The following is a 21312-nucleotide window of genomic DNA, read 5'->3' on the forward strand; positions in this document are numbered from 1 at the left end:
CTATCTGGGGCGCAGGGTGGCGAAGGCGCGTTCCATTTCCCACATCGCCCGCAGGGACTTGATCAGACCGTCGTCGCCGACGCGGTAGACGAAGACGCCCTCGGTATCCACGCGCATGCCGCCGGGCATGAAGGCGACGATGGTGCCGACGTTGGCGACCTCGCTGCCGGCCGCGAACGAGTCCGCGATCTGGAATTCGAATCCTTCGGCCTGAGCGATGGCGTTGTCCCAGAAGGCGGCGATGGCTTCCTTGCCGTGGTGGCCTTTGCCGTCGGGGTCGAACATCGATGGGCCGACCGGGTCCTCAACGACGGCGTCCTCGGCGAACAAGGAGAGCCATTCCTCTTTCGCGCCACGGGTTACGGCGTCCATGGAGCGTTTGGAAGCCGCGCGCGCCGGGTGTTCGTCACTCATGTCAGTTCTCCATTTTGGAAATGATTTCGTCGGCGAAGCGCCGCAGACCGTCCTTCTTCACTTGCACATCGGCGTCGAAACCCGCGCCGTAGAACAGCCAGGGCACCACGATCGCGTCGGTGACGCCCGCTTCGGCCTGCTGCTTGTAGCCGTCAACGCCAAACCGGTCAATGCACACGGCCTGGATCTCAAACGGCAGGTGGGAGCGACCGTATTCTTCGCGCAGTTCGCCCAGGCGGGCGATAGTCGCGGTCAGATCGCGGAACTTCATCATCGCTGACGACCAGCCGTCGCCAACGCGTGCCGCACGGCGCAGCCCCGCTTCGGTATGCCCGCCAACGTAAATAGGCACAGGCTCCGTCGGCGCCGGGCTCATCTGCAGATTATTAAAGTCAAAGTGCTTCCCGTGGTACTCCACCATTCCGCCACCGAGAATCAGTTTGAGGATGTCGATCGACTCATCGGCACGGGCACCCTTGTTCTTGAACGGCGCCCCGCACCACTCGAACTCCTCCGGTGTCCACCCGAGACCGACCCCAAGCCCAAACCGGTTGTTGGTGAGGTAGGCCAGCGATCCCACCTGCCGTGCCAGCAGCACAGGGTTACGCGGACCGAGCTTGAGCACCTGCGTGTAATAGCGGATCGTCGAGGTGGTGGCACCCATCACGGCGGCGGCGACCATCGGGTCGGGCCAGTGGGTGTCTTTGGTCCAGAAGCGGCTGCCGTCCGGAGTGTACGGATAGGGGTTGGCCACTTCTTCGGCGAAGAAGATGGAATCCGGCAAGGCGATGGAGGCGAAACCGCACTCCTCGGCCGTTTGGGCCAGCTCGACGATCTGCTCGAGCGGGTTCAGCGCGATTCCGAGCGTGAACTTCATCGCGGACCCCACTTACCGGCGTGGTGGGGCGGCAGTGAGGGCGAAGCTCCGGTTAACTTCATGGGCAAAACTGTAACGTGTTCTAATATCGCGTGTCACGCCTTGATTCCACCTGCTTTCTGGGGTCAGCTAGCTGAGTGATCTTTAGGGCGGCAGCGGCGATGGCATTAGCAGCGGCTCTTCAGCTCAGTCACGGCAGCGCTGTCGACATGATCACCGCAGCCGGGCTCACCTGGTCATCGAGCGGAAACTGCGACGACCGTAACAACCCCAACTGCACGTCTTTCGAAGGCATCCGGCAGGACACCATCGATGGCATCATCACCTTGAAGACGGCAAGCGGGTGCCCCGTGAACGTCACCGGTGGCACGGAGACTGGCCACGGCAGCGGCGGAATGTACACGCATTGGGATGGCTGGAAAATCGACATCAGCCGGGGCGGCTGCGTTGACGCCTATATCCGAAATGGATTCCGCTACCTGGGTCATGTGGGCTGGGGACACCAGTACAAATCACCGGCCGGGAACATCTACACCGACGAGGGTGATCATTGGGACATCCTCTATTACAACTGCGGCGGCTGTGAGCCTGCGCCCGCACCGTCGGCGACACCGAGCCCGGCTGTGACACCGAGCCCATCGCCGTCGGCGAATCCCGGACCGAGCGCTGAACCGGCCCCATCCGTGGGCCCATCGGCCGTCCCGGCGCGCAAGACCTTCCGCTACAAGGGCTGAGGCCTTACGGTGACCCGATGGCTGAGGTTCCCTACCGGATAGGCCGTCACTGGGCACAGCTTTCGCGGCCCAAAGCGTTTGGCGTCGTGACCGCCGCTTACGTTCTCGCCGCGCTCGCGGGCTGGGCTGTCGTCATCGCGCTGAAGTCCTGGCACCCCATCGGGGCACTGTTCTGGGCCGACATCGTGGCGACTGTCGTCATCTTCGCGCTGTCGATGCTGCTCGCCAATTCGAGTCTCTACGATCCATATTGGAGCCTCGCCCCGCCCCTCATCGCGGTCGCGTGGCTGCTGTCCACATCAGACGGCGTCGCGCTGCGGCAGGTCTGCCTGCTCGTACTGATGACGGTGTGGGCAGTGCGGCTTACCGCGAACTGGGCGATCGGCTGGACCGGATTTGGTCACGAAGACTGGCGTTACGTTCAGATCCGCAACGAGTCCGGAGGGCGGCTGCCTTGGTGGCTCGTCAGCTTCACCGGCATCCAGCTCGTGCCGACGCTCGTGGTCTTCCTGGGCATGCTGCCCGTTTGGCCCGCTATCACAGGTAGCAAGCCGTTTGGGCTGATTGATATAGCGGCGATTCTGGTAACCGCGGGCTTCATCGGCATCGAAGCCTTGTCCGACATTCAGTTGCGCCGCTTCACCAGCGATCCCGCCAACCGGGGCAAGACTGTCGACATTGGACTGTGGAAGCATTCGAGGCATCCCAACTATCTGGGCGAAATAGGCTTTTGGTGGGGCATGTGGCTGTTTGGCCTGGCAGCCGCACCCAACTGGTGGTGGACCGTGATCGGACCGCTCGCCATGGTGGGGCTGTTCCTCGGCGTGAGCATCCCGCTTATGGAACGTCGTTCGCTTAGCCGCCGGCCCGCTTACGCGGCCTATCAGAAGGCGGTTCCGGTGCTGGTGCCGTGGCGTTTGGGAAGGAAGTAGCCAGGTGCGCACGCAAGGTGAGCTGGAGCTGCGGCGATTCCGTGCGGTAATGTGGCCGACCGTGACCCCTTCGGTGTTCCCTCGCCACCGGCGGTTCATGGTGGCCACAGCCTTGCTAGCTGTGGTGTCTGTGGTCCTCGGCCTGGCGACCCCCGCGTCGGCTGAGCCGGTTCCCAACCACGGCAGCAACCAGACGCTGAATACGCTCCGGGCCAATCTCGAATCCGCCGCGGCCGGATACATCCAGGCTGAAGCGCGGCTTGATAAGTCCAAGGAGCGCCAAGCTGAGTACGAGCAGAAGCAGAAGCAGGCGCAGGCGGAAATCGCCGCCGTGCAAGGCTCGGTACGGAAGTACGCGGCTCAGGCCTACACGATGGGCCGCCTGAGCCCCCTGGGCTTGATGCTCAGCTCCCGTTCGCAAGACGAGCTGCTTGACCGGATGGTCGCTTTTGACCGGCTGACCCAGCGTGACATCACCGCGCTCGACAAGTACACGCAGGCACAGACCCTCCTCATGGTCGCCTCAGATGGCATCCAAGAGGAGATCGACAAGCAGAACAAAGAAGTCGAAGAAATGCGGGTACGCAAGCAGGTCGCCGAGCGGGCTCTCGCCGCTGTCGGCGGCACGCCGACCCGCGTTGACGTCGACCACGCGTCACTACCGGACGCCACACCCTCTCCGCGTAACCCCGATGGCAGCTTCCCATCGCAGTCGTGCTCTGAGGACGACCCGACCACCAGCGGATGCCTAACGCCCCGCACGAAGCACGCCTTGCTGGAAACCCAGGCAGACGGATTCGGCCGCTATGTGTCGTGCTACCGGCCGGGTGATCAATATGAGCACCCGAAGGGCCGGGCCTGCGACTGGGCGTCGGCGGAATCCACGTTCCGGGGCACGGCGACCGGCGCTGAGAAGGTCTATGGCGACCGGCTCGCGTCCTACTACGTCAAGAACAACAAGGCCTTCGGCGTGATGTATGTCGTGTGGTACTGCACGATTTGGCATCCGGCCACAGGCTGGCGAAAGTACAACTCGTCCGGGTCAAGATGTGGTGATGATCCCGCCGGGGACCATACGAACCACGTGCACTTGTCCATCTACTGACGTCATGAAGGCGGTTCCCGTTACAGGGAGCCGCCTTTATACGATCCGATGGTGTGCGGCACGAAGAAGGAACCGTTGCCCGTGATGAGGCCGCCTTCCCGGATCCCCAGTCCCGCGGGCTCACCGTCGATCATCCAGACGCCGAGCACTGGATGATTCCCGTCAAACTCAGGCAGTTCCTTTAGCTCTTGGTAAATGAACCCTTCGCTGCCATAGGCGCCCTCATTGTGAGCGACCGTCTGTCCATTGCGGACAAGCGACACGTTGGCGCCCTCACGAGACCACAGAGGCTTGCGGGCAAAGGAAGTCATCGAGGCTGGCTTGTTGTGCTCGAAGTAGGCTGGCAGCAGCAAATCGTTGCCAGGAAACAACTCCCACAGAACCGCGAGCAGTGCCTTGCCCGACCACAGGGCCGTCCATGGCGGTTCGATCCAGACAGTGCCGCGTTTCGTGGGATCGGCCATATTTAGGAAGATGGGTTTGCCGCCTTCCTCGTGCCACACCCATTCCCACGGGTAGAGCATGAAGATGACGTCAATGCTCTTGCCGTTGAAGCGAATGCTGCCATCGGCCTGATCGACGCCAACGTCGGCAACCGTCATGAGTTCGGTGGGAAAGCCTGCCTGATGCGCGGTTTCCATGAGATAACCCGCGGTCATTAGGTCCTCGCCCGAGGACTCCCGGCCGTCATAGGCGAAGTGAATGACCGGCTTTTCCGGCAGCCAAGGGCGGGCAGCCCGTAGCTCAGCCATATTGCGTTGCCAGGCCGCGATCAGCCGGTCGTGCATGCTCGACCACTGCCGCTCAGGGTGCCAGGTCTGCATCGTCTGCTCCATCCATTGCCACTGCACGACAGCGGCTTCCAGGAGGGAGGTGGGCGTCTGGGCGTTGTATTCCAGCAACTTCGGCGTCGTACCACGTCCGCCGTACCAAAGGTCGAAGCGGCCGTAGACGCTCGGGGAGTAGTCGGTCCCTTGTGCCGCATAGGCATGCGTGCCGAACAAATCCTTGTCGCCGTGCTGCCAAGCCTCGGGACTGTTGTCGTGCCAGGTCCGGATGATCTGCTCGTGCGCGTATTCCGGTATCCCGATGCGGGTCAGCAGACAGTCCTCCGGCGTGCAGACCTGCTCCAGATAGGACCGATGACGAACGTCGCGGCTGCTGCGCGGGCACTGCCGGGCCATGTGATCTCCGGCCACGACGCACATGCGATGCAGGGTTGTGGCGGCCTGTTCCAGCACGAGAATCTCGTCGAGTTCGAAGTCGTAGAACGGCCCTTCGCGCCAGTAGTCCTGTCCGTAGACGAGGCCCAGTGAGCGGTTGGTTTCCTCCCAGCTCGGGCGGATCATGCCATTGGCGATGCGGCGCACGTCAGGAGCCCGACGTGGTCCCGGTGCCTGAACCGCTCGTGCCGATCACACCAGATTTCACCGTCGTCCCGTTGCTGATGCGCCCGGTGGTGGGCAGTCCCCAGGAGGCCCGTGCCGCGGTGTCCGAGGCGGCGAACCGGCTGCCCCCGGAGGGCAGGCGCGTGCCGGGCTTGAGGCCCTTGACGAAGAAGGGAGCGAAGGCGAGGAAGTAGAGGCCGCTGCGGTCGTTGTCACACTTGTCCTCGTCGACAATGACCTCGTTAGCGTCAGTGCAGTAGAAGGTTGGCGGCGTATCGGAGTCGTCCCCGGACGACGAGCACGCGCTCGTTCCCGAGGCAGCCAGGCCCAGGAAGAACGCACTCAACATCACCCGGCCTGTTCTGAGTCGACCCCCATGCATGCTGACCAGCCTTCTCAACTGTCAAGTTTCCGCTTGACGGCCACTGTCGCACACCAGCGCAAGGGGTCGCTACCAGCCACTTCCCGGTCCGTCGAGGTCCGCGAACCCCGCTGACCTGGCCAGCTCGGCCGCTTCCTCCGGCTTACCGCCATGGTAGTGCAGAAATACACTATGCCCAGGAAATCCCTCGTTACCCCAAATGGGGTAGCCGTTCAAGGCGAGTTGCAGCCCGCCGCGATCATGTTCGCGCGGCCAGCACAGTCGCCAAGCCAGCTCTGCCTGCGCGTCTTCGACGACAGAGAGGAACAACTCCGCATTCGCGTTGCTGATGTCGAGGTAGGGCGTGGAGATGTCGGCCACGAAGTTGGGCAGGCTGCGGAACGCTGAGACTAGGGCGGGAGTGAGGTCAAGGTTGAGGTGGATCTTTCCGGAGTCGCGGTAGTACGTCGCCCAGTCGCGGTCGCGCCGAAGGTCGTTGACGGACGCGGCGATCGCTGGCCACTGCTCCAGCGGCACGTCGAAGCTGGCGCTCGCTCCGGGGATGGCCAGGAACCGATCCAGATCAGTAGCCGTGGACAGGCCTTGAGCGTAGAAATCCAGGTGCGACGGGCAGCATCCCGTGCGGTGGCGCTCAAGCAGCGCTGAGGCCGCCGCCCACGCGAGACCCACCTCGGGCGAGCTGAACACCCGCCACGTCACCGAATTGCCCACGGGGCGGCATTCTGCCATCTTTCAGCGCGCGACGATCGCGAGTTTTATGCGGTCGGGTTCATCGGTCAGCCGGGGGACGGCGAAGACCGCGTCAGCGAGCTTGCCCTCGTGCCCGATGGTGTAACGAAGGATGCGCCACTCGCCCTCGTCCCAGCTTTCGACCACGTCTGAGCGCAGCAGCCCGCCGACGCGGCGGAAGGCCTCACTGCGCTGGAGTTGCTGCACGGTCGCCAGCAACGGGATGTCGCCCGTCGCTGTGTCCGCGAGCGGATGCGTGAGCTTAACCTTGAGACGGCGCAAGGGATACAGCCACCAGCGGTCCAGATCTGGTGACACCAAAGCGAAAACCAGCAGTTCGAGCGCTGACACGACCACAGCGGTCAGCAGCGGCACTGGCCCGGCAATCACGGCATGAACAGCCGCGGCGAGCAGGAGACCGGCCCTGGCGAAGTGGCGCACGCCAATGGGGGAAGGCTGCGCACTCGTGCAGCCGCACGATGATTCGGGACGGGTCACCTTGCGGTAGCCCAGAAACACAAGGAAGCCAAGCGCCAGCGGCACAGCCACGATGGGCACGATGAAGACAGCGAAAGCAGCCGCTAGCTCAACGGCGCCAACCGTTCGGTAGAACCAGACGGGCAGTCCAGATTGGACGGCGGCGACCGGGGCTGACCGGGCGAAGGCCTTGAAGACCCCCGCCCAAAGCAGCGCGGCGCCGACGAACAGTGTCGAGGCGGTGAGCATGTCAGACCGCCGCGTAGACGGTCGCGATGTCGATTTCGTTGGTGTCTGGCCGCCAGGCACCGATCACCTTGACGTGCTTGCCGACCTTCAACAGCGACATGTCACTGACCGCTGGCGTCCCGTTGTAGACCGAGGCCGTGATGCCCGGCCGCACGTGACCGACAATCTTGCTGCCAAAGTGTTCCATGTGCAGCACGTTGTGGCTGATGGAACTGATGTGCACTTCGAGGTTCACGATGTTCACCCAGACGGATTCCGCGGCGAGCAAGCCATCCGGCATGCGCACACCACGGGCGTAAAGGCCATCGCCTAAGGCGACTTTGCTGAAGTCGACCGGGGTCAGCTTCCAGATGCTGGTTCCTTCGGTGACCTGAATCCGGTGAAACACACCGTCCGAACCCGACACGAAAAGCTTGCTGCCCTCAATGCTCTTGATGCGGCCTTCGGCGAAATTCGGGTCGGGTGCGCCGGGGGCGACATCGAAAGCCGGTGCCGCCAACGCATCTTCGGGAGCCAGTGACCCAAACGCAGTCGCGCCGGTGAGTGCGGCCGCGGTGAGCACCTGACGGCGGTCCAAAGTTGTTGTCATCTCAGCCGCCTTAGGGGAGGGTGACGCGCGCTGGGCGCAGTCCGGTGGAGAGGCTGGCGATCACGCTGTAGGCCGAGGGCGTCAGGTCGACGATGCGATGACGGCCGCAGTTGGCGCCACAGCAGCTTTGCTCGCCGCAGAAGCTCTTTGTCCGTGGCCCGCAGTCAGCTATCGAGGTGACGACCGAGGAGCCGTTGCAGAGGTTGGTGGTGCGGTGCTGGAATCCGCAGCCACGGCGCGACATCCCGCTGATGCCGCACAGATCCGGGCGCGTGATGTCGTAGCACGCCTGGGAGGCGTTGGGCCAGGCGTGCTGGCGCGACCCGGAGTTGCAAGTGCCGCATGCGCCGCGCCCGGTGGAACCACAAGGGCCCCAGGCACTTCCGCAGCAGAACCATGACATTTCACCGACAATGGTCATGCCTTCAATCGTCAGACATAAAAACTAGTTACGTCAATATATCGATTGAAGAAAATTTTCACCGGAGCAAGGTCAACCGTTGGGTAGCTCGCGTAAGTGCGACGTAGAGGTCGTTTCGCCCTCGTGGCGACTCGGATTTAATGGCATCAGGGTCAACCACGATGACGGAATCGAACTCCAGACCTTTGGCCTCGCGGACCGTCAAAATGGCGACCTGGCTGTCCAGGTCAGCCGAGCGCTCGGCCGCTTTCGCTTGCGGCACAATCACTCCGATCTTCCCGCCGAGTGCGGCCTCTTCCGCGATGACGTCCTGAAGCTTTCTTCCAAAGATCTCTCTTGGGGGTACTCCCGAAGCCCGCACCGAATCTGGAGGACGAAGCGACGGATCGATCTCGGCCAGCACCTCGGCGGCGAGCTCCATGATTTCAGCGGGAGTGCGGTAGTTGACGGTCAGTTCGGCTAGGCGCCAGCGTTGCGCGACGAACGGCTCGAACACCTCGCCCCAGCTGCGGGCTCCGCCCAGGTCACCGGTCTGGGCCACGTCACCGGCGACAGTCATCGACCGGCTCGGTGTGCGGCGCATGAGCAAACGCCACGCCATCGGCGAGAGTTCTTGTGCCTCATCGATAATCACGTGCCCGAAGGTCCACTTGCGATCCGTGGCGGCCCGTTGGGAGGCGGTCAGGTCTTCGGTGACGACCTGACGTTCGGCTAGCTCACTGGCGCTCAGAATGTCAGTGGCCACAAGGACTTCGGCCTCTTCGCCGACCTCGACGTCGGTGGAGACGGACCCGGCGGAAATGTCGAGCACACCCTCGGCGTAAGCGATCTGGCGCCGTAGCCGGGCCGTCAGGGCACGGGCCTCTTCCTCGTCCTCGCCCAGCAGCTCGGCCGCCTCGTCGAGCAGGGGGACGTCTGCGGGCGACCAGTCGCCTGGTTCCCGCCGCAGTGCCTCGATGTCGGTCGTGGCGTAGAACTCCGCCAGGAAGCGTTGTGGCGTGAGCTTGGGCCACAGCTCATCCATCGCGGCGGCCAGCTCGGTGTCCTCGCGAAGCTCGCGGCGGATTTCCGCGACATCGTTGTCATCGAGCAGGAGCGTCCCTTCGCCCGGGGCGTCATCACCGCCGAGCGCTTCTCCGGCGAACGGGTCAAACCCTTGCAGCTCAGCGATTTGCCTCGCCAAGGTCGCGATGATTTCTTCGGTGAAGAACGGCCGGGCGAGGTTGTGTGGCTTTCCGCTCTGGCGGGCGATGCCGATCGCGCGGCCGATCGTCTCGCGGTCGATGGCGACCTTCTCGCGCTGATAGCCCAGGCCCTCGTGAGTGTCAGACAACAGAACCTCGACGTCGGCCGGGGGCACCTGCTGACGGGCCGCGATCGCCTCGCGCAGGATGGCCAGCATTTCCAGGCTGCCCTTGAACCGGGCCAGCTCGGCGGATTCTTCGCGCCGCGCCCGCAAACCAGGAAAGAGGTCGCCGAGGGTGCACAGCAGCACGCTGGTTTCCCCTAGCCCCGGCAGCACCTGCGAGATGTAACGCAGGAACGTCTCGTTTGGACCGAGGATCAGCACCCCTTGGCGCGTCAGCGACTCACGGTGGGTGTAGAGCAGATAGGCCGCGCGGTGCAACGCCACCGCGGTCTTTCCGGTGCCCGGACCGCCCTGCACCACGAGCACTCCACTGAGCGGAGCGCGAATGATGCGGTCCTGCTCGGCCTGGATGGTCTCGACGATGTCCTTCATATGGCCCGTGCGGTTGGCGTTCAGCGCGCCCAGAAGGGCCGCCTCGCCGACCAGACCCTGATCACTGGCGTCCTGAACCGCGCTCAGGTCAAGGATCTCCTCATCGACGCCCGTGACTTCGCGCAGTCTCGTGCGGATGTGGCGGCGCCGCCGGACCGGGCCGGGTGCCGCCGCGGTGGCGAGATAAAAAGGCCTGGCCGCTGGGGCTCGCCAGTCGATGAGCAGGGGCTCATAGTCGTCGTCGAACAGCCCGATCCGGCCGATGTGCAGGCGGTCGTCGCCCGAGGCGTCGAAGTCGATGCGGCCAAAGCACAACCCGTGCTCGGCGGCGTCCCACTGGCGGATTTGCTGGCGCAGCTGGCTGACCGCGGAGTCGCGCTCAGAACGGGCCTGATGGGTCCCTCCGGGACCACCTTGCATGGTCTCGTCCAGCCGTTGCGCCGCTTGATCCCGTAACGTGTCCAGCCGTTCATAGAGCCCAGAAATGATCTCTTGTTCCTGGCTGATGTTGTCGCTCGGCAAAGCCCACCCCAGTTCGCGCCGCCCAACCCGCAAGCTGACCAGTTTAGCCGCTACCGTGGCGGCCATGACGCCGATCAGAGATGCGTACCTGACCGCAGCGCAGGCAGCGGTGAACCTGATCAACAATGATGCGGTGGCTTCGGCCTGGGATAAGCCCAGTGCGCTCGAAGGATTCACGGTGGGCGGTCTCGCGTCCCATCTTGGAGGGCAGCTGTTCTCGGTGCAGTTCGCGCTGACGCGGGAACAGCCGGAGACTGAGGCGATTCCGATCACAGGACACTACGAGCGCGCGGCCTGGGTCGGTGCTGACCTTGACGCCGAAGTGAACGTGAAGATCCGCAAGAACGGTGAGGACCGGGCTCACGAAGGCCCGGAGCAGCTGCGTTCCGACATGGCCCAAGCCTTGGCGACGGTAACGGAGCTGTTGCCACAGCAGCCCGTGGAGCGGACCGCACCCGTGCCAGCCGGCCCTTGGGCGCTGACCCTCGATGACTTTTTGATCACACGAATGATGGAGATCGCTGTCCACTCTGACGATCTCGCGTGCAGTGTGCGGCTGGAGACGCCGGATCTGCCGTCCAATGTGCTCGATCCGGTGCTGTCGTTGCTAACCAAGCTGTCGGTGGCGCGCCACGGGCAAGCGGCAGTGTTGCGCGCCCTGACCAGGGCCGAACGCGCACCGTCAACCATTACCGCTTTTTAGGGCACCGTTATTTCGATCGCCTTCGGCCCGAGCTCCGCGAGCTCGCGCCGGGCGCGCTCGACATTTTTCGGAGTGGGGTCCAGCCCCTTGGCCATAGCGAGGTCTTCTGGATCCCACGGCTGATCTGAACCAGTGCGAAAGACCATCGGATGTGGAGTGTCGAGGGGGCTGTTCGGGGTGAGATCGCTCATGCCGTCGTCTCCCTTCGGTCGCCGGCGTCATGAGGCACTAGCGAACCTGAACTGCTGACTCGCTCAGGCAAGCCTTCGCCCGGAATTTTCTCCCGTCTGCCGGACATGCCCAATCTCGCACACCCTCGCGCGTGATCGCTAGGGTTTCACCTAATGACCAAGGCGGGATGAGCTGGATCATTCACCCTGATGACAACGTCGGCGAACGAAGCTGGCCCCACTTCCTCGGCGTAGCGCGCGAACGCCGGCAGTGTCCACGAGTCTTCCGGCGGGGTGCGCCGGGCCAGCGCTGGCGCCGACATTTCCAAGTGCACTTCAAGGTCGAAGGGCAGTCTGGCCCCGAGTAACAGTGGGCCGCTGAGCACGAGCACGCTTCCGGCCGGCAGTTCGGCGTACCCACTGCGGGTGTTGCGGTCTTTAATGGGGTCCCAAAACGTTGGCAGCACACGGCCGCTGCCACCGGGAGCCAGTGGCTCTAGCACTTCGCGCGTTAGCGCCTTGAGGTCAAACCAGCCGTCGTAGTAGGAGTCCGGGTTGGACCGCCCGAATTCCAGGCGCAGCGACGCTGGCCGCAGGAAGTCGGCGGTCCTGACGTGCAAAGCGGTGCGGCCCGTCTCGCGGATCGCGGCGGCGAGCGATTCGGCCCAGGTGTCCGGTGCGGCGGCGGGCGCGCCATCGAGCGCCACCCGAGTCCAGGGTGCCGGCAGCTCAAGGATCCGGCTCACGATCATGGCGGTCACGGCGTCCTGGCTCATCGGCTTTACGCGCACGACGGCCAGCCTAGATAACGCGCAGTTCCCGTGGCGTCTGGTTTACCCGCTCGGAACCGTCCTCGGTGCAGATGACGATGTCTTCGATGCGCGCACCGTGCTTGCCGGGCAGATAGATCCCGGGCTCGATGGAAAACGCCATGCCCGGCTCCAAAACGCGGCTCGAGCTGGACACGATGTAGGGCTCTTCGTGCGTCTCCAGCCCGATCCCATGACCGGTGCGGTGAATGAAGAATTCGCCATATCCGGCCGCGGCGATGATGTCCCGCCCGACAGCGTCCAGTTCGGCGGCGGTGATCCCCGGCCGGGCCGCCTCGGTTTGCGCCATCTGGGCCCGCAGGAGCACGTCGTAATAGGTCGCGAACTCGGCGGGCGGCTCGCCCACGCTGTAGGTGCGGGTGGAGTCCGAGCAGTAGCCGTCGGGCATGGTCCCGCCGATGTCGACCACGACCGGATCGCCCGCTTCGATGACGCGCTCGGAGACTTCGTGGTGTGGACTGGCGCCATTCGGCCCGGACGCGACGATGACGAAATCGGCCCGTGAGTGTCCTGATTGGATGATCGCGTCCGCGATGTCCTTGCCCACTTCACGTTCCGTCCGGCCAGGGCGCAGCCAGTCAGCCATCTGGTGGTGCACCCGGTCGATCGCGGCGCCGGCGGCCTTCAGCGAGGCGGCTTCCTCCGGCGTCTTGCGCATACGCAGTTCACTGAGCACCGGCCCGGCCAGCACTTGCCGTGCTCCGGGCAACGCGTCCTGGAAGGCAAGCACCTTCTCGGCCCACATGTGATTGTCGACCGCCACCCGGATCAGCCCGGCCGGCAGACGTCCCGCCAGCAGCAGGTAGGGGTCCTCGGTCTCCTGCCACGCGACCAGCTCGATGCCGAGCGTTCCGACCGCGGAGGCCTGTGCCGCAGGCTTTTCCAGCAACGGCACCACCATGAACGGCTCACCATGAGCGGGCAGCACCAAACACGTCAGCCGCTCCAAGGGCAGGGCGTCATAGCCGGTGAGGTAACGCAGATCCGGCCCAGGCGAGATCAGAAGGGCATCGATGCCAGCAGCCGCCGCAGCCGCTTGAGCGCGCTCAATGTGTGCCACGGCCTCCAACCTACCGCTTCAAGCGCGGGCTCATCCGGGAAGTCCGGCGTTTGAGCCCGCGATTGACGTTAGCGAACGCGTTCCCGGATGGGCAGGATCTCGGTGTCGCGCCGGATGGGTGCGGCGGAACTGTCCGTTGTGGACAGTTGTTTGATCAGCTGGGCGGTCAAAGCGGCTTGCTCACGCTGGAGTTGCACCAAGCGGGCGAGCCAGGAACTGAAGAAGATCAGCGCGCCGGAGAACGTCAGGCCAAGACCGAGCAGGCCGCCGGAGACCATGTAGGGAATCTGCTCGAAGACGTAACCGGTGTGCGCGGTGCCATACCAGCCGATGCCGATCACCGCGAGCCCAAGCGGCATAAGGAATCCGCCGACTATCGTCAGGATCTGCTGGAACCGTTGTTCACGTGACATCTATTGCTCCCTGAGGTTGGGCACACCGTTGGCCGCGCCAAGGTCACAGCCACCAGCGCCGAACATGAGCGCGGCGAACTTCTTCAAGCCACCGGCCACGGCGGCTGCCATAGCGAGCCCGACGAGCACGAGCCAGAACGGGACGCCGGGGAAGACAGGCCAGCCGGCGCTAGCGACCGGCACGGGTTCGCCGGTGGGTGCCGGGGTGATATCGCCGCCACCGCCAGAACTGCCGCCGCTGCTGCCCGAGCCGGTGTCGGCGGGCGGCGCGATGGGCGTGTCAGTGAACGCGGGAACGGCGGTCGCCTCGACAGCGGAGGTCCCGAGCATGAAGACGAATTTTGGCGCGAGATCCAGCCAGGGCGTGACCTGGTTGCGCAGTTCCTTTGGCAGCAATGCCATGAGCGGGTCAAGCAGCCAGCTCAGGCTCAGCTTGCTCTTCATGACCGACGTGTCGAGCGTGATGGTCATGCCGCGGCTGAGCACCTTGGCGGCGGCACCTTCGACCTTCTGCTCGACCGTCGGTGGCGTGATCGTGAGGCCAAAGTCGGCTAGGCGGCGTACGACACTGTCGGGCATCTTCGGCAACGGCGTGACGCCCAGGGGCGATTGCACGCCCGCGTCGGTCGCCGCGAACGTCTGTCCCGCAACGGTTATCGAGCCCCAGCTGTACTTGCCTGAGGCGGTGCCCTTCGAGCCATCGCTCGTCGCGGTGCACTCGCTCCGCAGTCCGTGGATCTGCACGAGCCCACCGAGCAGCGAGATCGAGCCAGCCGTGGCGTAGGCCGAAGAGGTCACCTTGTCCGCCGTGACGACGGTCTTGCTCTCCGACGAGAACGCCTCGACGGCGATCAGCATGGGCGGGATGGGGATTCCGGCCGGGGGAGTCAGCGGCAGCTGAGGCTTGGCGATCGACGAGGTGGCGATGGTGCCTTTCTCATCGGCGTGCGAAACCATTCCGGTGCCGGGGACAAGCTCTTGCTTGCCATCCTTAGGGCCAGACGGGTGCGCGGCGTCCACTTTGATGGGGTACTTGGCGTCCGGGTTCTTGAGAAGCTCAGGGAGCCCATAGCCGACAGCATCGCCAAGCCAGAAGAGGCTCGACACCGACCGTCCCGTAGGCCCGGTCGAGAAGTTGGCCCGCGAGAACGACATGTCCACTTCGAGTTGTGGTTCCGCCGGGATCGGGATCAGCTTCTCGTAGATATGCATGGCGATAGGCGCCGCTTCCGCTTTCAGCTCATAGCCACCGAGCTCCACAGCCTGTGCTGGAGCGGGCAGAACGAAAAACGGGCTGGCGACGGCAAGAGCGACCACTGTCCGGGCGAGCTTCACGGCGCACCTCCGAGGTAAAGATGAGTTAGGTCGGCGGCGATCTCGTCCGGTCCACCGGTGGCGACCACCTTGCCGTGCACGAGAACGGCGGCGCGGTCGGCGACGGCCAGGGCGGCGTCGGCGAACTGTTCCACCACGAGGACACTGACGCCTTCTTCAGCCAGTGCCGCGACGACTTCGTAGAGTTCTTTGACGATCAGTGGCGCGAGGCCCATGGACAACTCGTCCACTAGAAGCAGGGCCGGATTGGTGGCCAAGGCGCGGGCCATCGCGAGCATTTGCTGTTCCCCACCGGAAAGTGATCCGGCGAGCTGGTTCGAGCGTTCGCCTAACCGGGGAAACCGGCTGAACGCGACGTCATAGACGTGTGCGGCGGGCACGCCGCCGTAGGCGGCCAGCCGAAGGTTCTCGGTGACGGTCAGGTTGGGAAAGACAGAGCGTCCTTCCGGGATAGTGCACAGGCCAGCGCGGGCAAGAGCATCGGGACTGGCGTCGTTGACGTGTGTTCCGCCCAAGTGCACATGACCGCTCGTGGCGCGCAACTGTCCACTCACGACTTTCAGCAACGTGGACTTGCCGGCTCCGTTGGGCCCGAGCAGAGCCATCACAGAGCCACGCGGGACCGTCAAGTCCACGCCATGGAGCACTTCGATCCGGCCGTACGCCGCGTGCACGTCCAGCAATTCGAGAATGGGATCATTGCGCATAGGACTGTCCCAGGTAAGCGGCTTGCACCCGGTCACTGGCCCGGACTTCGGCCGGACTGCCCGAGGCGATGACCTGGCCGAAATCGAGGACGTGCAAGTGGTCGCAGACCCGCATGATGAGTTCCATGTCGTGCTCGACGATCAGCACGGCCCGTCCTTCGTCGGCGAGTTCCTCAAGCAGGTCACCAAAATCCTCGGTCTCGGTGGTGCTAAGTCCCGAGGACGGTTCATCGAGCAGGAGCAGCCGTGGGTCGCACGCGAGGGCGCGAGCCAGCTCCAGCAAACGGGCGATGCCGGTCGGGATGGTGTCGGCTTGACGGTCGGCATAGCGTTGCAGCCCGACGCGTTCGATCAGCCGCTCGGCGACCTGTGAAGGCGATCCGGTGCCGCGCTTGATGCGTTGCGCGTGCTGACGGTGGATCTCAGCGGCGACGAGCACGTTTTCCCAGACCGACAGCGAGCCAAAGGCTTCCAGCCGCTGAAACGTTCGTGCGATCCCGCGGCGAGCCCGCTCGTGCGTTGGCTTGCCGGTGATGTCCTCGCCGTCGAAATAGACAGACCCATCCGTCGGCTTCTGCAGCCCCGTGAGCACATTGAAAAACGTCGTCTTGCCCGCTCCGTTCGGGCCGATCAGCCCGGTGATCTGCCCGGCGCTGACGTCGAGCGAAGCGTTCTGCACGGCCGTGACGCCCCCAAACCGGACCGTCACATCGTGCGCCTGCAGCAGCATCACAACCGCCCCCCTTCACCGCGGTTTCGCGACTTTCGTGAAGACGCACGAACCTTGGCGCCCAACCAAGCGCCTTCGCCGCAGTTTCGCGGCGCGCTCGTGGGCGATGGCGAACGGTGAGCCCCGCCCGTACGGAGCGCGGCGATCGTGGACGACGGCGAAACGTGTGTCACCACTTGCCCTCCCTGGAAGCGCGGACCTCGGCGGCTGGAGACCCGGGCGTCGCGGAAACTGGCACGCTGGAGACGGGAGCCTCGGAGACGGGCACGTCGCGGACCGCCGCGGTGCCGGTCGCATAAGCGGGAGCGGGCCGTCTAAACGGGACGGTCACCTTCGCTGAGGGACGCCAGCGCCCGAGGGTGAACAGGCGGCTCGCGACACCGTTGGGGTCACGGCCCAGGCCGAGCGCGGCGACGCCGATTAACAGGAACATCAAGCCGCCCAATGCTTCGAACTCCCCGGCCACGACCGGAAGCAGCATCAGCGTCATGCCGCCGATCGCCGCGCCGGAGACCGATGTGACACCGGCGACGACCGCGAGCAAGAGCAACGGCAAGCTGTTGAAAAGCTGGAACTCTGTCGCCGAGACCGACTGGTTGAGCCCGCCGAGCAGGCCACCAGCCAGGCCGGCGATGCCGGCCGACAGGCCGAACAACCGCACGCGGGTCCAGCGCAGATTAAGCCCGAGGGTCGCGCAGCCGGCCGGGCTGTCGCGCATCGCGAGCAGGATGCGCCCGTAACGGCTGCGCCGCAACGCCAGCACGCCAAAGCCCACCAGCGTGAAGACCACAACCGACAAGATGGCGTAGGAAGCGGGAGTGTCCAAAGTGAGGCCCGGCAACGCGAGCCGGGGCACTTCGAGACTTCCGTTGAAACCAAAGGCGAAGTCCGCCTGGAAGACGAGTTTGTCCATCAGCAGGCCGAAGGCCAGCGTGGACAGGGCAAGGTAGAGACCCTGCAACCGCAGCGCTGGCAACGCCACCAGGACGCCCACCACAGCGGCCGCCGCGGCGCCTGCCAGCAACGTCAGCGGGGACGGACTGTCGAGCCGGGCGACGACGATCGCTCCAATGCCGACGAACGTGAACTGGGTCAGCGACACGTAGCCGCCATAGCCCGTCAGCGGCACGAGCGACAGCATGACGATGCCGAGGATGAACCCGAGCGCCATCCGGTCGGTGTGCTGCGGTGCCATGACGAACGCGAGAACGGCGGTGCCAGCGATCAGCCCGGCGCCACTTATCAGGGCTTTGCGGACGCTTGGTACGCGTACCCCCGCGATGCCTTTGATCTGGCCAATGCGCAGCTGAGCTTGCGGCGCTAGCAGAAGTGCCGCGAACAGGAAGAGCGCGGGAATCGCGGCCCGTACTCCGCTGAGCAGCTCGCTAGGCGGCAGGTAACCCACGGCGTAGGACTGGCACAGCCCCAGGAGCAGAGCGCCGATGAATGTCCACGGCAGACTCTTGAGCCGCCCGAACACGGCGGCGGCGTAGGAGCTGATGACCAGCAGCGTCAGGTCGAAATACGAAAGCTGCACCACCGGCGTCAGCAAGATCCCGGCGAGAGCGGCCAGAGCCGAACCGATGGCCCAGCTCAGGGTCGACAGCAGTGATGGCCGGGCGCCGTAAAGCTGAAGCAAGCCGCGGTTGTCGACTGTCGCGCGCATGGCGATGCCGATGCGGGTGAAGGTCAGCAACGCGTAGAGCGCCGCTGCCACAACGACCGCCGCGATGACCGTCATGAGGTCGTGATAGCTCACGAAGGCGGACCCCACCGGAAATCCGTCCCCGTTGAAGAACGGCTGCACCGGACGGGCCGTCGGCGGCCAGATCGCTTGTGCCGCACCGATCAGCAGCACGAGCAGGCCAACGGTCACGACCAGCGTGGTGCTCACCGGAGCGTCGCTGAGGTGGCGCATCATGACCCGTTCGGCCAGCCATCCGAGCACCGGGGCCGCGACTCCCACCGTGAGCAGAAGAGCTAGCCAAACGGGCAGTTCTAAGTGGACGCTGAGTTCCCAGTAGAGGAAGGCCATCAGCATCGCGACCGCGCCGTGACCGACGTTGAATACCCGGGTCGTGCTGTAGGTGAGCACCAAACCGCTTGCGGCGACGGCATATCCGGCACCGGTGACGAGCCCGAGCACGGTGAAGGTCAGGAACGCGGACAGCATCTTCGTCAGACCCCCACGACGTCGCCGCACTTGTATCCGGAGCCGGGCGCCTCGCGCACCCACTTGCCGCCTTGCAGCTTGATGAACGCCCAGCACTTGGAGGGCCGTTTACCGCCCACGTCCTGCGCCGCGAACAATCCGTCAGCCGTATAGTCGCGCACGCTCTTTAATCCGTCGATGATGGCGGAACGTTTCAGGTTTGGCCCCGCTTTCGCTACCTGCTGCACAAACAGCTTGGCGGCGCCCCATGCGAAGAAGCCGAAGTAGTCCGGCCGTGCGTTCGGGGCGACCCGGGCGAGCCACTGGCGATAGAGCTGCTGTTCCTTATTGCTACCGCCCTCTTCCACCAGCGAGGTGTTGATGAAGACGGTCACTCCTTCGGCGGCGGCACCGGCTGACTTGACGAAGTTGGCGTCGTAGCCCGTGGCGTCCATGACGAAGGCCTGCGGCGTGTAGCCCTGCTGCTTCATGGCTTGCAGCAGCCGGGCGCCGTGCTGCCCGGAGCCGAGCCACTGTACGTATTGGACGCCCTTCTCCTTCATCTGCACCACGTAGGGCGAATAGTTGAAGTCGGCGATGTCGATCGACTGCGTGTAGATCCAGTTGAAGCCGCGGCCGGAGTAGGCCTTCATGAAGCTTTCGGCGTTCTGCTTGGTCACTTCGGCGTTCAGATAAAGGAAGGCCGCCTTGGTTGTGGCGCCGCCATACTTGCTCTTGAAGTAGTCCGGCGGAGCCGTGGGCTGGTGCGTCATGCGGGTCGAGTTAACGCCGAAGGAGTTCGCGACGTTCTGCCGTTGCGAGGTGACGCTCGCCGCCCTAATGTCCGGGATGCCACAGCTAGCGGCCTGTTGCGCGCCGCCCTGGTCGTAGGCCGACATCGAGCCGACCATCGCGAAGGCTTGGTTGCACGCCTGAGCGGTGCCTTCCTGCTCGCCGCGGCTGTCGGTGCGGGAGTCGAGGGCGAGCAGCTCAAGCTTGCGCCCACAGACACCACCCGTGCTGTTGACGTAGGCGACGTATGCCTTGGTGGCCTGTTGCGCGGCTTCGAAAAGTCCCGACACCGGACCGCTGGTATCCGAGACGTTGGCAATCTTGATGGAGTTCGCGGTGACACCCGTGTCGGTCGCCCCACCGGTGCCGCTGCACGCGACCGGGGCAGTGCCCCCTGAAGAGCCGCCGCCAGAGGACCCGCCCGTGCTTCCGCCGTCGGTTCCGCCTTCACCCGCGGTGCCGCCCGTCGCACCGGAACCTGATCCAGCTCCGGCACCGTTGGTACCGCCAAGTACCTGGTCTCGCTGCTCCTTGCTCAAGGCCGAGCCGCAAGCGGAGGTCATGGCGAGACATAAAAGTAACGCAAGACACACTCGCACTCGGACAGTAGAACAGGTTTCAGTTTGATGAACAAGACTTGCCTTTGAGGTGCGAGGGTCTAGAAAAGTAAAACAGGTTCTAATACCGTTGCGCCCACGAAGTCGTAAGTACGAGGAGGTACGTGATGCCGAAAGTTAGTGCGTCCACGAGTTCACCAGCCAGCCCTGAGCAGGTGTGGCAGCTTGCTGTTGACTTGCCGCGCTATGCCGAGTGGCTCACTATGCACGACGCGTTCTCCGGCGACGTGCCGGGAACGCTTGAAGAAGGCGCCGCCTACAAGCAGCGCGTCAAGATGATGGGCATGCCAGCCGACATCGCCTGGAAGGTCGCCACCGCCAACTCTCCCGGCCACTTGGAGATCACCGGTGACGGGCCGATGGGCATCAAGGCCATCAACCGCTTCCTGATCGAGCCAGGCGAGGGTGGCTCCAACATCACCTTTGAGATGGAGTTCAACGGCCCCGCCCTCAATGGCCCGATGGCCAAGATGGCGGAGAAGAACGCCGGCGCCGCGGCTGAGGCGTCGCTGGAGAAGTTCAAAAACTTGCTGGGCTAAGCGCCCTTATTTCAGGAGCAGGCGGGCGGCGAGCTCCAGGTGGTTCACGACATCGTTAGCCGACGCCCGCCTGGTCACCCAGGCGACCAAATTGGACAGCCACACATCGCCAATAACCCGGGCGATGGCTTTGTCGTCTTCGGATGGTTCCCCGTCGTGCATCGCCTTTGTGAACATCACTTCCATCATGCGCGCGACGGTGTTCACTTCGGCCGCGGCCGAAGGGTCAGCGAACATGAAGGCGCGTGTCATGGCTTCGGTCAGCTGTGGGTCACGTTGCATCGCCCGCGTGATCCGGCCCAGCACGAAGATCATGCGCTCGTAGGGGCTATCGCCGGGCACCACCGTGCGGTCCATCCGCTCCTGCGTGCGCTCGAACTCACGCGCCAGGCCCGACACGAGCAGGTGGATCTTCGACGGGAAATAGCGGTAAAGCGTCCCGAGGGCGACATCAGCCTTTTCCGCGACAGCGCGCATCTGCACCGCGTCATAGCCGCCTTTTGAGGCGAGCATGAGGGTGGCATCGAGGATCCTTTTGCGACGCTCACGTTGCGCCGCGGACCCGAGCTCGGCATCGGTCGGCGCGCTGAGGGCAGTGTTGCCGTTGGTACGCGTTCTTGGCGGTGCCATCGAGGACCTTTCGTGATTCAAGCGGTGCGATCGCTAGCGTATCAAGCGAATGTTTCTAAACTATGCGCAGGCCG

The 21312-nt window shown here is 64.4% G+C and carries 24 protein-coding genes; 5 read left to right on the forward strand and 19 right to left on the reverse strand.

What is annotated here, in order from left to right:
* Both A3E1_RS0135560 and A3E1_RS0135565 read right to left on the reverse strand, forming a co-directional pair.
* On the reverse strand, nucleotides 1–414 hold the full coding sequence (locus A3E1_RS0135560) for a nuclear transport factor 2 family protein (RefSeq protein WP_020525602.1): 414 nt from the start codon (nucleotides 412–414) through the stop codon (nucleotides 1–3).
* 1 nt (nucleotide 415) lies between these two features.
* Nucleotides 416–1291 (reverse strand): TIGR03619 family F420-dependent LLM class oxidoreductase, encoded by an 876-nt coding sequence (locus tag A3E1_RS0135565; protein ID WP_020525603.1) that lies wholly within the window; start codon nucleotides 1289–1291, stop codon nucleotides 416–418.
* 161 nt (nucleotides 1292–1452) lie between these two features.
* On the opposite strand from A3E1_RS0135565, the gene A3E1_RS43865 reads away from it, so the two are divergent.
* Genes A3E1_RS43865 through A3E1_RS0135580 form a run of 3 tightly spaced genes read left to right on the forward strand, consistent with a single transcriptional unit; the run spans nucleotide 1453 to nucleotide 4062 of the window.
* Nucleotides 1453–2025 (forward strand): hypothetical protein, encoded by a 573-nt coding sequence (locus A3E1_RS43865; protein WP_020525604.1) that lies wholly within the window; start codon nucleotides 1453–1455, stop codon nucleotides 2023–2025.
* Between the two features lie 17 nt (nucleotides 2026–2042).
* On the forward strand, nucleotides 2043–2957 hold the full coding sequence (locus A3E1_RS0135575; protein WP_020525605.1) for a DUF1295 domain-containing protein: 915 nt from the start codon (nucleotides 2043–2045) through the stop codon (nucleotides 2955–2957).
* A gap of 4 nt (nucleotides 2958–2961) precedes the next feature.
* Nucleotides 2962–4062 carry a coiled-coil domain-containing protein gene (locus A3E1_RS0135580; protein WP_020525606.1) on the forward strand — a complete coding sequence of 367 codons (1101 nt, stop codon included), beginning with the start codon at nucleotides 2962–2964 and terminating at the stop codon, nucleotides 4060–4062.
* 20 nt (nucleotides 4063–4082) lie between these two features.
* Here A3E1_RS0135580 and A3E1_RS0135585 read toward each other — a convergent pair whose 3' ends face one another.
* From A3E1_RS0135585 to A3E1_RS0135615, 7 genes are all read right to left on the reverse strand, one after another.
* Nucleotides 4083–5432, reverse strand: coding sequence for a glutathionylspermidine synthase family protein (locus tag A3E1_RS0135585; RefSeq protein ID WP_020525607.1), 1350 nt, complete (start codon nucleotides 5430–5432; stop codon nucleotides 4083–4085).
* A 1-nt stretch (nucleotide 5433) separates the two neighbouring features.
* Nucleotides 5434–5832: a hypothetical protein gene (locus A3E1_RS0135590; RefSeq protein WP_040392779.1), complete on the reverse strand. Its 399-nt coding sequence runs from the start codon at nucleotides 5830–5832 to the stop codon at nucleotides 5434–5436.
* Between the two features lie 69 nt (nucleotides 5833–5901).
* Nucleotides 5902–6543, reverse strand: coding sequence for a hypothetical protein (locus A3E1_RS0135595; protein WP_020525609.1), 642 nt, complete (start codon nucleotides 6541–6543; stop codon nucleotides 5902–5904).
* Nucleotides 6544–6564: 21 nt separating this feature from the next.
* Nucleotides 6565–7287, reverse strand: coding sequence for a MauE/DoxX family redox-associated membrane protein (locus tag A3E1_RS0135600; protein ID WP_020525610.1), 723 nt, complete (start codon nucleotides 7285–7287; stop codon nucleotides 6565–6567).
* Between the two features lies 1 nt (nucleotide 7288).
* Nucleotides 7289–7876, reverse strand: coding sequence for a hypothetical protein (locus A3E1_RS0135605; RefSeq protein WP_020525611.1), 588 nt, complete (start codon nucleotides 7874–7876; stop codon nucleotides 7289–7291).
* Between the two features lie 10 nt (nucleotides 7877–7886).
* Nucleotides 7887–8297: an RlpA-like double-psi beta-barrel domain-containing protein gene (locus A3E1_RS0135610; protein ID WP_020525612.1), complete on the reverse strand. Its 411-nt coding sequence runs from the start codon at nucleotides 8295–8297 to the stop codon at nucleotides 7887–7889.
* Nucleotides 8298–8355: 58 nt separating this feature from the next.
* On the reverse strand, nucleotides 8356–10560 hold the full coding sequence (locus A3E1_RS0135615) for a HelD family protein (RefSeq protein WP_040392951.1): 2205 nt from the start codon (nucleotides 10558–10560) through the stop codon (nucleotides 8356–8358).
* A gap of 64 nt (nucleotides 10561–10624) precedes the next feature.
* On the opposite strand from A3E1_RS0135615, the gene A3E1_RS0135620 reads away from it, so the two are divergent.
* Entirely contained in the window at nucleotides 10625–11263 is a 639-nt protein-coding gene (locus A3E1_RS0135620; protein ID WP_020525614.1) for a maleylpyruvate isomerase N-terminal domain-containing protein, read from the forward strand.
* On the opposite strand, the gene A3E1_RS0135625 is transcribed toward A3E1_RS0135620, so the two are convergent.
* From A3E1_RS0135625 to A3E1_RS0135665, 9 genes are all read right to left on the reverse strand, one after another.
* Nucleotides 11260–11454, reverse strand: a complete 195-nt coding sequence (locus A3E1_RS0135625; protein WP_020525615.1) for a hypothetical protein — start codon at nucleotides 11452–11454, stop codon at nucleotides 11260–11262. The two genes, A3E1_RS0135620 and A3E1_RS0135625, sit on opposite strands and share 4 nt — an antisense overlap.
* A 146-nt stretch (nucleotides 11455–11600) precedes the next feature.
* Complete coding sequence (locus tag A3E1_RS0135630; RefSeq protein WP_026209149.1) at nucleotides 11601–12224, reverse strand: nucleoside/nucleotide kinase family protein; 624 nt, start codon at nucleotides 12222–12224, stop codon at nucleotides 11601–11603.
* A gap of 10 nt (nucleotides 12225–12234) precedes the next feature.
* Nucleotides 12235–13323, reverse strand: a complete 1089-nt coding sequence (locus A3E1_RS0135635; RefSeq protein WP_020525617.1) for a M24 family metallopeptidase — start codon at nucleotides 13321–13323, stop codon at nucleotides 12235–12237.
* A gap of 68 nt (nucleotides 13324–13391) precedes the next feature.
* The gene (locus A3E1_RS0135640; protein WP_020525618.1) at nucleotides 13392–13736 is read right to left on the reverse strand and encodes a hypothetical protein; all 345 of its coding nucleotides are present in this window, start codon (nucleotides 13734–13736) and stop codon (nucleotides 13392–13394) included.
* Nucleotides 13737–15071, reverse strand: a complete 1335-nt coding sequence (locus A3E1_RS0135645; RefSeq protein ID WP_020525619.1) for a choice-of-anchor P family protein — start codon at nucleotides 15069–15071, stop codon at nucleotides 13737–13739.
* Nucleotides 15068–15778, reverse strand: a complete 711-nt coding sequence (locus A3E1_RS0135650; RefSeq protein WP_020525620.1) for an ABC transporter ATP-binding protein — start codon at nucleotides 15776–15778, stop codon at nucleotides 15068–15070. Before A3E1_RS0135650 ends, A3E1_RS0135645 begins: the two co-directional genes overlap by 4 nt.
* The gene (locus A3E1_RS0135655) at nucleotides 15768–16508 is read right to left on the reverse strand and encodes an ABC transporter ATP-binding protein (RefSeq protein ID WP_020525621.1); all 741 of its coding nucleotides are present in this window, start codon (nucleotides 16506–16508) and stop codon (nucleotides 15768–15770) included. The genes A3E1_RS0135650 and A3E1_RS0135655 overlap by 11 nt, the downstream gene beginning before the upstream one ends.
* A gap of 169 nt (nucleotides 16509–16677) precedes the next feature.
* Entirely contained in the window at nucleotides 16678–18681 is a 2004-nt protein-coding gene (locus tag A3E1_RS0135660; RefSeq protein ID WP_020525622.1) for a branched-chain amino acid ABC transporter permease, read from the reverse strand.
* Between the two features lie 5 nt (nucleotides 18682–18686).
* Entirely contained in the window at nucleotides 18687–20015 is a 1329-nt protein-coding gene (locus A3E1_RS0135665; RefSeq protein WP_020525623.1) for an ABC transporter substrate-binding protein, read from the reverse strand.
* A gap of 161 nt (nucleotides 20016–20176) precedes the next feature.
* On the opposite strand from A3E1_RS0135665, the gene A3E1_RS0135670 reads away from it, so the two are divergent.
* Nucleotides 20177–20608, forward strand: coding sequence for a type II toxin-antitoxin system Rv0910 family toxin (locus tag A3E1_RS0135670; protein WP_020525624.1), 432 nt, complete (start codon nucleotides 20177–20179; stop codon nucleotides 20606–20608).
* 6 nt (nucleotides 20609–20614) lie between these two features.
* On the opposite strand, the gene kstR is transcribed toward A3E1_RS0135670, so the two are convergent.
* Nucleotides 20615–21238 (reverse strand): cholesterol catabolism transcriptional regulator KstR, encoded by a 624-nt coding sequence (gene kstR, locus A3E1_RS0135675; protein WP_020525625.1) that lies wholly within the window; start codon nucleotides 21236–21238, stop codon nucleotides 20615–20617.
* Nucleotides 21239–21312 lie beyond the last annotated feature (74 nt).

Origin of the sequence: Catelliglobosispora koreensis DSM 44566, assembly GCF_000379685.1 — a bacterium.
In the GTDB taxonomy this organism is placed as follows: Bacteria; Actinomycetota; Actinomycetes; order Mycobacteriales; family Micromonosporaceae; genus Catelliglobosispora; species Catelliglobosispora koreensis.

What these genes read in the sequence shown, in the direction of transcription:
- A3E1_RS0135560 (WP_020525602.1), bottom strand. Translation starts at nt 414, where the DNA reads ATGAGTGACGAACACCCGGCGCGCGCGGCTTCCAAACGCTCCATGGAC.
- A3E1_RS0135565 (WP_020525603.1), bottom strand. Translation starts at nt 1,291, where the DNA reads ATGAAGTTCACGCTCGGAATCGCGCTGAACCCGCTCGAGCAGATCGTC.
- A3E1_RS43865 (WP_020525604.1), top strand. Translation starts at nt 1,453, where the DNA reads ATGGCATTAGCAGCGGCTCTTCAGCTCAGTCACGGCAGCGCTGTCGAC.
- A3E1_RS0135575 (WP_020525605.1), top strand. Translation starts at nt 2,043, where the DNA reads ATGGCTGAGGTTCCCTACCGGATAGGCCGTCACTGGGCACAGCTTTCG.
- A3E1_RS0135590 (WP_040392779.1), bottom strand. Translation starts at nt 5,832, where the DNA reads ATGCATGGGGGTCGACTCAGAACAGGCCGGGTGATGTTGAGTGCGTTC.
- A3E1_RS0135600 (WP_020525610.1), bottom strand. Translation starts at nt 7,287, where the DNA reads ATGCTCACCGCCTCGACACTGTTCGTCGGCGCCGCGCTGCTTTGGGCG.
- A3E1_RS0135605 (WP_020525611.1), bottom strand. Translation starts at nt 7,876, where the DNA reads ATGACAACAACTTTGGACCGCCGTCAGGTGCTCACCGCGGCCGCACTC.
- A3E1_RS0135610 (WP_020525612.1), bottom strand. Translation starts at nt 8,297, where the DNA reads ATGACCATTGTCGGTGAAATGTCATGGTTCTGCTGCGGAAGTGCCTGG.
- A3E1_RS0135620 (WP_020525614.1), top strand. Translation starts at nt 10,625, where the DNA reads ATGACGCCGATCAGAGATGCGTACCTGACCGCAGCGCAGGCAGCGGTG.
- A3E1_RS0135625 (WP_020525615.1), bottom strand. Translation starts at nt 11,454, where the DNA reads ATGAGCGATCTCACCCCGAACAGCCCCCTCGACACTCCACATCCGATG.
- A3E1_RS0135640 (WP_020525618.1), bottom strand. Translation starts at nt 13,736, where the DNA reads ATGTCACGTGAACAACGGTTCCAGCAGATCCTGACGATAGTCGGCGGA.
- A3E1_RS0135650 (WP_020525620.1), bottom strand. Translation starts at nt 15,778, where the DNA reads ATGCGCAATGATCCCATTCTCGAATTGCTGGACGTGCACGCGGCGTAC.
- A3E1_RS0135655 (WP_020525621.1), bottom strand. Translation starts at nt 16,508, where the DNA reads ATGCTGCTGCAGGCGCACGATGTGACGGTCCGGTTTGGGGGCGTCACG.
- A3E1_RS0135660 (WP_020525622.1), bottom strand. Translation starts at nt 18,681, where the DNA reads ATGCTGTCCGCGTTCCTGACCTTCACCGTGCTCGGGCTCGTCACCGGT.
- A3E1_RS0135665 (WP_020525623.1), bottom strand. Translation starts at nt 20,015, where the DNA reads ATGACCTCCGCTTGCGGCTCGGCCTTGAGCAAGGAGCAGCGAGACCAG.
- A3E1_RS0135670 (WP_020525624.1), top strand. Translation starts at nt 20,177, where the DNA reads ATGCCGAAAGTTAGTGCGTCCACGAGTTCACCAGCCAGCCCTGAGCAG.
- kstR (WP_020525625.1), bottom strand. Translation starts at nt 21,238, where the DNA reads ATGGCACCGCCAAGAACGCGTACCAACGGCAACACTGCCCTCAGCGCG.